The sequence below is a fragment of the Clostridium sp. SGI.024 genome (assembly GCF_050315195.1).
Taxonomy (GTDB): Bacteria; Bacillota; Clostridia; order Clostridiales; family Clostridiaceae; genus Clostridium.
Genome location: NZ_JBNPON010000012.1, coordinates 22,450 through 37,836, shown reverse-complemented (window position 1 = coordinate 37,836; position 15,387 = coordinate 22,450). Strand labels below are relative to the sequence as shown.

At 25.8% G+C, this 15,387-nt stretch carries 9 protein-coding genes and 1 pseudogene; all 10 read left to right on the top strand.

The annotated features are described in order from the left end of the window. The first annotated feature begins 12 nt into the window (after positions 1–12). A complete protein-coding gene (locus tag ACQRD5_RS05890) occupies positions 13–324 on the top strand; it encodes a phosphoribosyl-ATP pyrophosphohydrolase (protein WP_427746609.1) in 312 nt (103 codons plus the stop codon). Between the two features lie 90 nt (positions 325–414). Then, on the top strand, positions 415–1,020 hold the full coding sequence (locus ACQRD5_RS05885; RefSeq protein ID WP_427746608.1) for a DUF1819 family protein: 606 nt from the start codon (positions 415–417) through the stop codon (positions 1,018–1,020). A 12-nt stretch (positions 1,021–1,032) separates the two neighbouring features. Beyond that, positions 1,033–1,602, top strand: coding sequence for a DUF1788 domain-containing protein (locus tag ACQRD5_RS05880; RefSeq protein WP_427746607.1), 570 nt, complete (start codon positions 1,033–1,035; stop codon positions 1,600–1,602). A gap of 22 nt (positions 1,603–1,624) precedes the next feature. Then, the gene (brxC, locus tag ACQRD5_RS05875; RefSeq protein ID WP_427746606.1) at positions 1,625–5,185 is read left to right on the top strand and encodes a BREX system P-loop protein BrxC; all 3,561 of its coding nucleotides are present in this window, start codon (positions 1,625–1,627) and stop codon (positions 5,183–5,185) included. 61 nt (positions 5,186–5,246) lie between these two features. Further along, positions 5,247–8,792 (top strand): BREX-1 system adenine-specific DNA-methyltransferase PglX, encoded by a 3,546-nt coding sequence (gene pglX, locus ACQRD5_RS05870; protein WP_427746605.1) that lies wholly within the window; start codon positions 5,247–5,249, stop codon positions 8,790–8,792. 133 nt (positions 8,793–8,925) lie between these two features. Then, positions 8,926–11,478: a BREX-1 system phosphatase PglZ type A gene (gene pglZ, locus ACQRD5_RS05865; protein ID WP_427746604.1), complete on the top strand. Its 2,553-nt coding sequence runs from the start codon at positions 8,926–8,928 to the stop codon at positions 11,476–11,478. A 24-nt stretch (positions 11,479–11,502) separates the two neighbouring features. Further along, the gene (gene brxL, locus ACQRD5_RS05860) at positions 11,503–13,548 is read left to right on the top strand and encodes a protease Lon-related BREX system protein BrxL (RefSeq protein ID WP_427746603.1); all 2,046 of its coding nucleotides are present in this window, start codon (positions 11,503–11,505) and stop codon (positions 13,546–13,548) included. 454 nt (positions 13,549–14,002) lie between these two features. Further along, positions 14,003–14,233, top strand: coding sequence for an IS66 family insertion sequence element accessory protein TnpA (gene tnpA, locus ACQRD5_RS05855; RefSeq protein ID WP_427746602.1), 231 nt, complete (start codon positions 14,003–14,005; stop codon positions 14,231–14,233). Positions 14,234–14,383: 150 nt separating this feature from the next. Next, on the top strand, positions 14,384–14,731 hold the full coding sequence (locus tag ACQRD5_RS05850; protein WP_427746601.1) for an IS66 family transposase: 348 nt from the start codon (positions 14,384–14,386) through the stop codon (positions 14,729–14,731). 49 nt (positions 14,732–14,780) lie between these two features. Continuing rightward, positions 14,781–15,065: pseudogene (locus ACQRD5_RS05845) on the top strand (IS66 family transposase); the annotation flags it as partial. Between the last annotated feature and the right edge of the window lie 322 nt (positions 15,066–15,387).

The following is a 15,387-nucleotide window of genomic DNA, read 5'->3' as shown; positions in this document are numbered from 1 at the left end:
GACTAAAATTAAATGAAAGTATACAATAAATTAGTAAGAGACAGAATACCAGAAATAATAGAGAAAAGTGGAGGTACATGTGAAATAGAAATAGTAAATGGAAAAGAAAAACAAGAGCTTCTAGAAAAAAAATTATTAGAAGAAGTTAATGAATATATGGAAGATAAAAATCTAGAAGAATTAGCAGATGTTATGGAAGTCTTATTTGCACTAGCAAATGAACTAGGCTATAGTGAAGAGGATTTACTAAATAAAAGAAATGAAAAGCTACAAGAACGTGGTGGCTTTAAAGATGGAATCGTATTGCTAAAAGTATTCAAATAAACTTTTTAAGAGAGTGATATTTCTAATAAATTAGAGCGAAAATAGTATATAATAAAAATATGTTAAGATATATTAAAAGGAGTTAATAAAATGAAACATACTAAAGAATATAGTGCAAAATTAACAGGAGAATCCTTTTTATTATTTGAATTTAAAATTATAGCTAAATTGAAAAAAGATGGTTTATCAGATAAAGATATAAGAAAAAAGGTATTAGAAGAAAATTTATTTCAATATAAATTTACATCAAGTATTAGTAGAAGACTAACTCCATTAATACAAAGGATAAATATATTAGATGATACATTAATAAATATGCTAATTGAAGATCCATTAGAAAGTGGTTCTATAATAAATTTATATGCAATAATGAAGAATGATAGGTTGTTTTTCGAGTTTATGAATGAAGTTGTACGAGAAAAAATAGAATATAAGTATGATTTTATAGAAAAAAAAGATATTAATATGTTTTTTATAGAAAAATCAGAACAAAGTGATTTGGTATCAGGATGGAGCGATCAAACTATTGCTAAGTTAAAGCAAGTAATATTTAAAATTTTATCAGAAGTAGGAATTATAAAAGAGATAAAAACTGGGAAAATTAATAGATTATTGATACCTATTGAAGTTAAAAACTATTTATTAAGCATAGGTGAAGAAAAGTATTTAAAGGCAATGGGAGAGCAAATAGAATAGGGGTGAATTTTTTTGAAAAAGTTATCATTAGGAGAAAGGCTGGAAAGAGTTATAGATGAATTAAATAGTGATAATTTTATAAATGGAAAAGGTCTCGGAAATGAAATAGGATATTATATTTTTGATTATGAACCTAAAGAAGAATTGATGGTTAGAGAATATATAAAATATATAGTGAAAGAATTTAACAAATTAAATTGTAATAGAAAAATAATAGAAGTTGATTTATATAAAATATTAGTAAGATTTTTAAAACAGGAAGATGATTTTCAGCAAATAATTAATCTTGAAAATAAAGAAGGAAAAGAATATATATTAGAAGCTATTTCTACGTTTATAAATGCTGACATTTATTGTGGGATAATACAAAAAGTATCTGAAGAGTTTGATATAATATTTTTGACTGGAATAGGGAAAGTATATCCATTTATGCGTTCTCATAATATTCTTAATAATTTACAACAATATTTGAATGATAAACCAGTAGTTATGTTTTATCCTGGAGAATATAGTGGTCAAGATTTAAAACTATTTAAAAAATTTAAAGATGAAAATTATTACAGAGCATTTCCGTTAGTATAGGTATAGTAAGGGGGACAATAAAATGTTTATAAAAAATATGTTTGAAAAAGATATTACTCGTGAAATTAGCGGAGTTATTAAAGCATCTGAAACAGATGTGAAAAAGATATATCAAGAATTAGATGAATATGTAGTAACTAAAGAGGTTGCAAAACATTTAAATAAGTTTTATGAAAATTATAGTAAGGGTATAAATGGAACAACCGATAAAATGGGAGTTTGGATTTCAGGATTCTTTGGAAGTGGTAAATCACATTTTTTAAAAATATTATCTTATTTATTAGATAATAAAATTATAAATGATAGAACGCCTATTGAGTTTTTTAAGGATAAAGTTAAAGATCCAATGCTTTATGCCGAAATGGAAAGAATATCAAAAATAAATACTGAAACAATTTTATTTAATATAGATTCTAAAAATCCTATTAATAATAAAAATAAAGAAGATGCCATACTTAGAATATTTGTTAAGGTATTTAATGAACATAGAAATCTTTGTAATGAAATTCCAGGGGTTGCTCATATGGAAGAACAATTAATTAAAGATGGTGTGTATGAGAAGTTTAAATCAGAATTTATGAGTATAAGGGGAAAAGAGTGGATACAAAGAAGAAATGCATTTCTTTTAGATAAGGACTATGTAGCACAAGCTATAGCAAATGTTTTAAATATTTCGTTAGAAAGTGCTAATGAATATGTAAGAGATGGTGTAAATAATTATGAAGTAAGTATTGAAAAGTTTGCTAAACAAGTTAAAGAATATATAGATAGTAAAGGTGAAAATTTTCATTTAATATTTCTTGTGGATGAAATTGGCCAGTATATAGGTGATAATAAAGATTTAATGTTAAACCTCCAAACAGTAGCAGAAGATTTAGGAACATACTGTAAAGGTAAAGTTTGGATAATGGTTACATCACAAGAAAGTATAGATTCTCTTATAAAAGTAAAAGGAAATGACTTTTCAAAAATACAAGGAAGATTTGATACAAGACTTAGTATGTCATCTATTTCAGTTGATGAAGTTATAAAAAAGCGTATTTTGGAAAAAGATGACGATGCAATCTTGTTATTAAAGGATTTATATAGAGAAAAAAATGCTATGTTAAAGAATTTAATAAATTTTGAAAATGCAAGAAAAGATCTTTTAAGTTATGAAGGTGAAAAAGAGTTTATAGAAGTATATCCTTTTATACCATATCAATTTAAGATACTTCAAAGTGTATTTGAACAAGTAAGAAAACATGGTAGTTCAGGTAAACACTTATCAGAAGGAGAAAGATCAATGATTTCTGCATTTAAAGAATCACTTTTAACATATGCAGATGAAAATGATGGTATATTAGTACCTTTTCATGCTTTCTATAATACAATTGAGGAGTTCTTAAATCCTTCAATTTCAAGGGTTATAGAAAGAGCGTCAAAAAATCCAGAACTTGAAGATAATCCAATGAATATACAAGTATTAAAATTATTATTCATGATTAAGTACTTAAATGATGAAATACCTTCGAATTTGGAAAATGTTGCTACATTAATGTTAAGTAATGTAGATGAAGATAAACTGAAGTTAAAAGAAGATTTGAAAAAAAGCTTAAGAAAGCTTAAATCTGAAAATCTTATACAGAAAAATGGAGATAATTATATATTTTTAACAGATGATGAACAAGATGTTAATAGAGAAATAGAATGTGAAGTAATAGAAGATGAAACTTTAAGAAAAGAAATTATAAAAGATATATTCAGTGATATATATGATGACCCTAAATATAAATATTCAAAAAATTATACTTTCGCATTTAATAAAAAATTAGATGATATTGGAATTGGAAATCAAACAGGAAAATTAAGTATAAATATATTGACATCATTAAGTGATAGTTTTTATAAAAGCGATGAAGAGCTTATATTAAGATCATTTAGTAATAAGGAAATGATAGTTAAACTTAAAGATGAAAGTGAAATTATATATGAGCTAAGAGAGGCTTTAAAAATAGAATCATATATAAAGAAGAAAAATGTAAGTACACTTCCTGAGAATAAACAAGCAATAATAACAATTAAACAAGGCGAAATGAGATTAAGAAAAAGTAGAGTTAAAGAATTATTAGAAAAAGCACTTATTAAAGCAGATTATTATATAAATGGCGAAAAAGTACAAATAAAAGGAAATTCAGCAAGAGAAAAAATAAATTCAGGATTTAATGTTTTAACCAATAGTATATTTAATAAATTGGAATACGTAAATGTTAATATATCAACTGAAGCTGAAATAATGACTTTACTTAGTAATGCTACGGAGCAATTAGGATTTGATGCTGAAGAAACATATAATAATGATTTAGCAGAAAAAGAAATCTTAGATTTTATATACTTTCAAGAAGAAAATCATCAACAAGTAAGAATGAAAATAATTTTAAATAGATTTAGTGATGCTCCATATGGATGGAATGAAATAGATATTGTAGGAATAGTAGCTAAGCTTTTAAAGAATCAAAATATAAATATTATATTTAATGGTGAATATTTAGATGCTGAAAAAGCGAATAAAGTAGTAGATGCATTAACAAAAACAGCAAATGTTGATAGAGTTATAATTAACAAAAAAGTAAAAGTAGATGAAGCTCTTATTAGGAGAGTTAAAACTATATGTTTAGATGCCTTTGGTAGCATTAATTTACCTGATGATGAAGATTCTATAGTAGTATCAATTAAAGAAAAAATAAATAAAAAAGTAGAAGAAATTAAGTTATATTTAAATAAATATGAAGAAAAAAAATATCCAGGTAAGAGCTTATTTCAAAAAGGACTTAATATATTTAAAGAAATTACTGAGCACAGAGATAACCTAAGCTTTTTTGAAGAGATAAAAAATAAAGAAGAAGAATTACTTGATTGGGTAGATGACGTAGTATACCCTATAGATTTTTTCAAAAGTCAAAAAGATATATTTGATAAAGGATTAGATATTTCTAAAAAATGTGAAGATAATAAAGAGTATTTAGATAAGGACTTATTGGATGAAGTTGCCAAATTAAACGAAATATTAAATGATCCGATACCATATAAAAAGATAAGAAATATAATAGATATAGTTTCTAATATAGAAAAAGGATTTAATTTAATAATTGAAAATAAAAAAATAACAGCTAAAGAAAAAATAAAAAATGATTATGATTATTGTTTATTAAAATCAAATCAATATGAAGTTGGAAGTAATATATCAGAAAATATAAAAATGTTTTATGATAAACAACTTAGTGATATAGAAAATTATAAAGATATATATAGATTAGATGCTGCTATAACTATAAGCTCGAACAGAAGAGAGTATTTTGAGAAGCAAATAGAGAATGAAATATTAGCATATAAGAAAAGGTTAGAGGAAGAATCAAAGAAAAATTTAATAAAAGAAACTGAAAAAAAAGAAATAAAACCTAAAAAAATTGAAAAAGTAGTAGTTTCTAAATTAGTAAAAATTAAATCATTAAGGACAGAAGCGGATATTGAAGTATATATAAGAGAACTTAAAAATAGGCTTACATCAATAATAAAAGAAGATAAAGAAATAGAGATTGAGTAAATAAGTATAGGGAGATATGAAATTTATCTCCTATTTACTTCATGTAACGGAGGATTAAGAGGTGGATAAAAATATATTAAAAAGTTTTGCCATAGAGGCAAGAAATGAATTAATAGAGAAAATAAAAGTGAAAGCTCGTCAATATGGTATAGAAAAAGATAGTATAAAAAATTCAAATATAATTAGTAGTGACTCTATAGTTATTAATGGAACTCCGCTTAGTAAAGATGAGAAGTTACAAAGAGAAAAACTTATAAAAAAAATAAAAGATATAAATGAAAATGGTGGAGATGGATATAGTAGTATAATTGAAGAGGTAGCATACACTTGGTTTAATAGATTTACGGCTTTAAGATTTATGGAAGTAAATAATTATATACCTACAAGAGTTAGAGCATTATCATCTACTATTCCCGGAAGTGTTGAACCTGAATTAATAAAAGAAGCAAGCAATGTAGACCTTCGAGTAGATAAACAAAAGATATATGAAATGAAATTAAATAATGATATGGAATCATTATTTAAGTATATGATAATAGCCCAGTGTAATTCTTTGAATATAGTTCTTCCATTTATGTTTGAAAAGATAGGACATTATACTGAGTTATTGCTTCCAGATGGGCTTTTAAATGAAGGAGCTTTTATTAGAAAGCTTACAGATATTAATATTATACCAGAAAGTGATTGGGAAGATGTAGAGATTATAGGATGGCTTTATCAATATTATAATTCTGAGGAAAAAGATAGAGTTATAAAAGCTAAAAAGAAGTATACAAAAGAAGAGATACCATTTGCTACTCAATTATTTACACCTGATTGGATCGTTAGATATATGGTTCAAAACTCATTAGGAAGATATTGGGTGGAATCTCATCCAGAGCATAATGAATTAAAAAAAGAATGGGAGTTTTATCTTGAAAATCCTAATCCAGAATCAGATTTTGAAGAAAAGTTAGCTCCATATATAAATAAAGAACTAAAGGTAGAGGATATTAAATGTTTTGATCCTGCTTGCGGTTCTGGGCATATATTAGTTTATATGTTTGATGTATTATATCAAATATATGAAAAATGTGGATATATGAATAGAGAAATACCAAGACTTATTATAGAAAATAATCTTTATGGTCTTGATATAGACGATAGAGCTTATCAACTTGCTTGTTTTTCTGTTATCATGAAAGGAATGAAATATAATAATAGACTTCTTAGAAGTATAGAAAGAGAAGGAATAAAGATTAACATAGCTTCTATACAAGAAACTAATAATATAAATGATATTGATATACAATATATAGCTGGAGAGTCCTCAGGAGAAAATTATAAAAAAGTAAAAGAATTTATAGAACAGTTTAAGAATGCTAAAATATATGGTTCACTTATAAAAGTAGAAGAATTTGATAAAAAGTTTTTAGAACAAAGATTCAATTATATATTAAATAATCCTGTAGAGCATATAGAATATCAATCTTCAAAAAATAAGCAAGTAGATGAATTGTTAGGAAAATTAATAAAACAAGCTTATATAATGGCAAATATATATGATATTTTAGTAACTAATCCTCCATATATGGGAAGTAAATATATGAACTTAACTTTAAATAATTTCATAAAATATAACTATGAGAGTGTAAAATCAGATTTATTTTCAGTATTTATGGATTACTGTATGAATAAAGTTAAAAATAAGGGGCAATTAGGATTTGTAACGCCATTTGTATGGATGTTTATATCAACTTATGAAGATTTAAGAAAGCATATAGTAGAAAATAAAAATATTAGTTCATTAATTCAGCTTGAATATAATGCTTTTCCAGAAGCTTGTGTACCAGTTTGTACTTTAACTATAAGAAATTATAATATTGATTTATCAGGTGAATATATTAAATTATCAAATTTTCAAGGCGTTGAAAATCAATCGATAAAAACATTAGAAGCTATACAGAGTCCTAATGTTGATTATAGATATAAGCATTATTCTAAAGACTTTAAAAAGATACCTGGAGTACCAATAGCATATTGGGTAAGTGATCGAGTGAAATATATATTTGAAAACTCTATTTCTCTTGGAGAGGTATGTGATATTAAAGCAGGGCTTCAAACAAATGATAATGGCCAATTTTTGAGATTATGGACAGAAGTTGAAAAAAATAAGATAGGATTTAATATTGAAGATAGAGATACAGCAAAAAATAGTATATATAAATGGTTTCCTTATAATAAAGGAGGTAATTTTAGAAAATGGTTTGGTAATAATGATTATGTGGTTAACTGGGAAAATGATGGTATAGAAATACATAAATTTAATAATATAGCTCTTGATTATAATGGAGCGCCAGTTAGAAATAAACAATTTTATTTTAAAAAATCAATTACATGGACATTAATAAGTTCTTCTTATTTTGGAGTAAGATGCTCTTTTAGAGGAGCAATTTTTGATATTGGAGCACACTCTATATTTTGTGATGAATCTAAATATTATTATTATGCAGGATTATTAAATACAAAATTCAGTTCAAATATAATGAAAATATTAAATCCAACATTAAATTTAAGTGCGGGTGTAGTTTCTAATATGCCATTGATTTTTGATACAACTAAAGCTACTTTAGTAGATAAATTAGTCAAAGAAAATATAAAAATATCAAAAGTGGATTGGGATTCATTTGAAACTTCATGGGATTTTAAAAAACATCCTATTGTAGATTATAAAAATAATAATAAAATAGAAGAAGCTTTTAATAATTGGAATCAACTTTCAGAAAAGCAATTTTATAGATTAAAACACAATGAAGAGGAATTAAATAAAATTTTTATAGATATATATGGACTTCAAGATGAAATTGATCCAGAAGTTGAAGAAAAAGATATCACCATAAGAAAAGCTGATAAAGAAAGAGATATTAAATCTTTTATATCATATGCAGTAGGATGTATGCTTGGTAGATATTCATTAGATCAAGATGGACTTGTATATGCTGGTGGAGAGTTTGACTTCTCAAAATATAAAATGTTCAAAGCTGATGAAGATAATATTATACCAATACTTTCAGATAGCTATTTCGAAGATGACATAGTAGCTAAATTTGTAGAATTTGTTAAAATTATTTTTGGAGAAGAAAGTTTGTCAGAAAATCTTGATTTTATAGCTAAAATAATTGGTAAAAAGAATAATGAAACAGCAAAAGATACTATAAGAAGATATTTTCTTAATGATTTCTTTAAAGATCATGTTCAAATATATAAAAAGAGACCTATATATTGGTTATTTACATCAGGAAAACAAAAAGCTTTTAATTGTTTAGTTTATATGCATAGATATGATAAAACAACTTTATCAAGAATAAGAACGGATTATTTACATGAGCTTCAAGATAGACTTGATACAGAAAGAAAATCTTTAGTTCATTTAATAGATGGAGATTATAGTAATAAAGAAAAGAATGATGCTAAGAAAAAACTTACAACAATTGATAAACAAATAGATGAGTTAAAGAAGTATGATGAAGTTTTACATCATATGGCTGATATGCAAATAGAAATTAACTTAGATAATGGAGTTACTAAAAACTATGAAAAATTTAAGGGATTGGTAAGTAAAATATAACTAAATGAATATAAAGTATTTAATAGTAAATATAGAATTTTATAGTTTATTGTAAAGAGTATATATAATCCCTGTTATAAAGGCTATAATTATAACAGGGATTATTTTGTGTTAGTAAAAAAGGAGCGAAAAAATGGCTAATATTAATATTATAGAAGCTTTAAAAGAAGAATTTAATGAACCACTAAAATCCTATGAGAAAAGAAAAATAGTTTTCTGGAATGATTATGAAAAAGAATTTGAAGATATAATTGATGAAGTAAATATTGAAGGTGTTAAGGTTCATAGATTGGAAGATAATAATAATTTTTATACGAAATATTTATTAGAAGAGGAAGATACAGAATCTAATTTTTTAATATACAATACTACAAAGATTATAGATGATAGAGATAATTGGATGCTTGATACTATGCTTTATTCTTCTCAATTTTATGCAGATAAAGTTTCATTAATAATGAAGGAACTTAATATAGATATTTTTATTAGAAAAGAATTTATAGTTTATAAGGACTTTTTTAATGCACTTGAAAGAAGAAAAAAATTTAGCAAATATGTAGAAAAAATAAGTAATCAACAACAATTAGAATTAGCTATTTTAGGGGCTTTAAGCAATTCTAAGAGTATAGATTTTGAAGAAATTTTAAAATCTGTACTTATGGAATCATTAATAGAGAGTGAAAATAAATTTTATACAGCTTTTGAAAAATATAATATAGATAATGCTTTTTGGAAATATGCTTTTCTAAAATATGGTTATGAATCTAATCAAAAATCATTAAAGAAATTATTTATATATTTAATATCTACTGCTTTATGTAGTTTCATAAATGAAGAAAAGTTAAGTAGAATAAGTGATTTTATTGGAAAGAATAAACCTAATTGTCTTATTTTTATAGATCATTTTCAAAATCATAGAGTAGATTATGAAAAGTATGATGAGTTATCAGAAATATATGAAGAAGAAATAAGGATATCGGATATTATTGAAGAATTAGATATAGATGAATATAAGGATGTAGATATACTAAAAGTTTTTGATAGAGCCATAATTAATTATATAGTAAATTCCATAGAAAATAAGATAGAGGACTATGAAATATTTATTGAATTAATAAAAGGTAGAAGAACAAAACACTTCTATAAAGATTATAAAGGAATTTATGAAGCCTTATTAAATGTAGTTGAGATGTATAAGTTCTATAAGACTTATAATTTAAGTATACTTCCTAAAAATAATGATAGATTGTTTAAAGAGTATGCAAATGAATATTATAAAATGGATACTTATTATAGAAAATTTTATTATTTTTATGATTTACAACCAGAAAGCAATGTTATAAATAGATTAAAAAATTTAGCTGAAAATCTTTATGTAAATTGGTACTTAATTTCAATGGGAATTAATTGGACATCATCTATAAGTGAAGAGATGAAAAAATATTGGTCTATACCTGGTATTATTAATCAAAGAGAGTTTTATAAAACATATGTAAATCCCATGATTTCAAAAGGAGATAGAGTATTTGTTATAGTTTCTGATGCTTTAAGATATGAAGCAGGAGTAGAAATTGCAGAAAAATTAAACGAAAAAGTTATTAATTCTACTAATATTTATAGTAGTCTTTCTACTATTCCGTCCATAACAAAACTTGGAATGGCATCACTTCTTCCTCATAAAGAAATTGATTTAAAAGATGATGGAAGAGTATTTATAGATAATGTTGATAGTAGTGGTTTAGAAAATAGAAATAAAATACTTAAGAATACTTTTGATAATAGTATAGCAGTGGATTTTCAAAAGCTACCAAAGAATAAAACTGAATTCATAGAAGAATTAAAAGGGTATAAACTTATTTATTTTTATCATGATACAATTGATGCTACAGCTGATAAAGGTTCTACAGAAATATATACTTTTGAAGCAGTACAAAAGGCTATCAATGAGATAATGGATTTAGTTCACAAAATAACTGATTGGCTTGGTGGTGTGAATGTATTAATAACATCAGATCATGGTTTTATATATCAAAGAAGTGATTTAGAGGAAAGTGATAAAATATCAAAAGAAAATATATCTTTTATTGATAAAAATAGAAGAAGTTTAATATCAAAAGAAGATATAGAAAATGAGAATCTTTTAAAAGTAGATATGTCATATGTTTTAAAGGATAAAGATGTATTTTCATATATGCCTAAATCACATATAAGATTTAAAGTTCAAGGAGAAGGAGCTAAATTTGTACATGGAGGAGCAACACTTCAAGAATTGGTAGTTCCAGTTATAGCTTTTAAAAATATAAGAAGTTCTTATAAGAATAGTATAAAGGCTAAGAAGGTAAATGTTAAACTTACAAATGAAATAAGAAAAATAACTAATAGTATATTTACATTAAATTTCTTTCAAACTGAAAGAATTAGTGAAGAAGTAACTAAGGTTGAGTTAGAAGTTTATATGATTGATAATGATAAAAATATTATATCAAATATAGAAAATATAATAGCTGATTTAACAAATGATAGACCAGAAGAAAGAGTTATAAGAAGTAAAATAACTTTAAAACCTATTAATTATGATAAGAGTAAAAAATATCATCTTATAATAAAAGATACTGAATTAGGTGTGGTTTTAGAGGAAATACCTTTTACAATAAGTTTAGGAATAGCAAGTGATTTTGATTTTTAAAAGTAAAAGAGGTGTGGAGTATATATGGAAAATAGCGAAATATCATTAGATTTAGATAAAAAACTTAATGAGTATTTTTCAGGTAGAGCTGTAAGAAAGGATTTAACAAAATCAATGAAAGAGGGATATAACGTTCCTGTTTATGTTCTTGAATATTTACTTGGTATGTATTGTGCAACGGATGATGATGATAGCTTACAAGAGGGCATTGAAAGGGTAAAGAAAATTTTATCTGATAATTACGTTAGACCTGATGAAGCTGAAAAAGTTAAGTCTAAAATTAGAGAGTTAGGTCAATATACAATTATTGATAAAGTTACAGTTAAATTAAATGAAAAAATAGATACTTATGAAGCAGAGTTTTCTAACTTAGGATTAAAAAATGTTCCTATTTCACCTTTCTATGTTAAGGAATTTGAAAAACTTCTTGAAGGTGGAATATGGTGCATATTAAAGATGGAATATTTCTTTGACGAAGAAGTAAAAGTGAAAAGTCCATTTAGTATATCAAATTTAAAGCCAATACAGATGCCTAATATGGACTTAGAAGAGATATTAGAAGGTAGAAAGAACTTTACTAAAGATGAATGGATAGACATATTAATTCGTTCTACAGGAATGGAAAGTACTCAATTATCATATGAAGTTAAATGGCATATCCTTGAGAGGCTTGTTCCACTTGTTGAAAATAACTATAGTTTATGTGAACTTGGTCCAAGGGGAACAGGAAAATCACATGTGTATAAAGAATTATCACCTAACAGTATACTTGTATCAGGAGGACAAAGTACAGTAGCTAATCTTTTTTATAATATGTCTACAAGAAAAGTTGGATTAGTTGGGCTTTGGGACACTGTTGCATTTGATGAAGTAGCTGGAATAAGGTTTAAAGATAAAGATGGCATTCAAATAATGAAAGATTATATGGCATCAGGTTCTTTTGCAAGAGGAAAAGAAGAGAAAAATGCATCAGCTTCTATGGTATTTGTAGGGAATATTAATCAAAGTGTAGATTCTTTGATTAAAACATCACATTTATTTGCTCCATTCCCAGAAGAAATGGCCAATGATTCAGCATTCTTTGATAGAATGCACTATTATTTACCTGGATGGGAAATACCTAAAATGAGACCAGAACTTCTAACTGATAGGTATGGTTTTATAGCAGATTATGTATCAGAATTTTTTAGGGAAATGAGAAAGCGTTCATTTACAGATTCTATAAATAAATATTTTAAGCTTGGTAACAATTTAAATCAAAGAGATGTTATAGCGGTTAGAAAAACAGTATCTGGATTGATAAAGCTAATATATCCAAATGGAGAATTTACAAAAGAAGAATTAGAAGAAATTTTAAAATATGCACTTGTTGGTAGAAGAAGAGTGAAAGAACAGTTAAAGAAGATAGGTGGAATGGAATTTTATGATGTTAATTTCTCTTATATAGATATAGAAACTATGCAAGAAGAATATGTATCAGTTCCAGAACAAGGTGGTGGAAAACTAATCCCAGAAGGCTTAGGAAAACCTGGACATATATATACGGTAGGACATTCAGGTTCAATGATAGGTGTATATAAAATAGAAAATCAAGTTGTTTCTGGAAGCGGTAAATTTGAAAAGGCTGGTGTAGGTTCACATAGAGAAGCAAAAGAAAGCTTAGATACTGCTTTTAGATATTTTACAGCAAATAGCAAAAGCATAAGTGCATCAATAAGTACTAAAACTAAAGATTTTTTAATGCATATAAGTGATCTACAAGGAATAGGGCTTACTAATGAACTTGCTATTGCACAATTTATAGGACTTTGTTCGGCTTCATTAGAAAAGCCAGTCCAAGAATCTATGGTTGTCTTAGGAAATATGAATTATGGTGGAACAATAATGAAAGTAGAAGAATTTGCAAATTGTTTACAAGTTTGTGTAGATGCAGGAGCAAAAAAGGTGCTAATCCCCGCAACATCAGTTGTTGAATTTCAAACAGTTCCTTCAGACCTATTAATAAAGGTTCAACCTATATTTTACTCAGATCCTATTGATGCTGTATTTAAGGCATTAGGGGTTAGGTAATTTATAATCATTTAAAATAGAAGAAATTATGAAATAACGGATGGGTTTGAGTATATTGGGTAATAAAATAAATGATTGAATAATATTTTGAAAATTATACTGGAAAAATTAATTTTATTTTTAACATATATAAGCTAAATAAGAAGGAATATTATTAGTTAAATTTAACTAAGTAGTATCAAATGTATTTTGAGATTGTTTTTAGTTTGAAAGTATTGAAACAATGGGAGTACAAAATGGTAGAGATGATATTATAAAACTAATTAATTAAAATACGTAGAGATATAAAGAGTTACCACACATTTGTGGTAATTCTTTTTTTTAGTGTGCCCAGCATGGGCAACAACTTGACGGTGAAAGTCCGTTGTGGGTAAGCGTCAAAAATTTGATATCTAGTTAATAAATAACCTCCTTGCTAAAATTGTATTAATAATTTTTCGGGAGGTTTTATTTTATGAGCAGAAAGCTTAGCAATGAAAAATGGAATGAATTTATAAATTTATTTTCTTCATACGAAGGAACGGTAAGCAGTTTTTGTGAAGAAAATAATATAAGTAAGACACAATTTTATTATCATAAAAGAAGAATTGAGGCAGCTAGTACTGAAAGTACTCCTGTCTTCCAAAGGATGAAGCTGAAAAAAATAGTAATCCTAAAGCTGCTGAACCTATTCTTGAAGAAATAACTTATTTAAGAAATAAAACTCCAAAATATGTAGGTAAAAAAGATAACTTAGCTCATTTAGAAAGAGTAGTTATAGAACATAAACTTGAAGATAAGGATCTTATCTGTGATAAATGCGGGAAAAGCTCCAAGTACTGCTTTTTATAAAACAATGGCTTCAAATGAATTAATAGCTCATATGCTTATTATGAAATATCAACATGCAATGCCTTTATATAGACAACAAAATTACTTTAAAATGTTAGGAGCAGATATTTCAAGGCAAACTATGTCTAACTGGACGTTAGCGGCAGCTAATTTACTAGAAGATATTTATACTGCTATGAAAGATGAGCTTCTAAGTAGAAACTATATTCAGGCTGATGAGACAACCTTACAAGTTATTGATGATAATGGTAAGGAATCTAATTCTAAGAAATATATGTGGTTATATAAAAGTGGTGAATTAAAAGATCCAATTATCTTATATGACTACCAAAAGACAAGATCAAGCTCTTGATTATACAAGAAAAGTATTACCTGGAATGAAAACTCTTTTACTTGATGAATCTTTAGAAATTGATAATAACGGTGCCGAAAGGGCTATAAAGCCATTTGTAATTGGCCGTAAGAATTGGCTTTTTAGTAATACATCTAAAGGTGCAAAATCTAGTGCCACAATATACAGTATTATTGAAACTGCTAAAGCTAACGGCTTAATAGTAGAAAAATACTTAGTGTATTTGTTTGATAAGATATCAGAAATAAATATAGATAATAAAGAAATTTTATTAGATATTATGCCGTGGTCAAAGAAGCTTCCACCAGAATTAAGAGCATCAACCCGTAAATAATTATATTAAATTTTAACTCCAAGTAGAAAGCATTACCGCCCCTACTTGGAGTTTATTTTATCACTTTAAATTTTTAATTGCTACGCGTCGATTTTTTGACTCTTACAAAAATCAATTAAGAATATAGTATTAAATTCACATAATTATGTGTAAATATAATTAGAGATAAATTCAAAAATTTAATAAAAGATATCCAAATATAAATAATTGTTTATAAATAAAATTATTTGAATTTTAAAACAATAAATGTTGACAAAATGTGTATATTATAGTAATATAATGACAGGAACTAGGTAAATATATAGCATATCGAGAGTTTAAC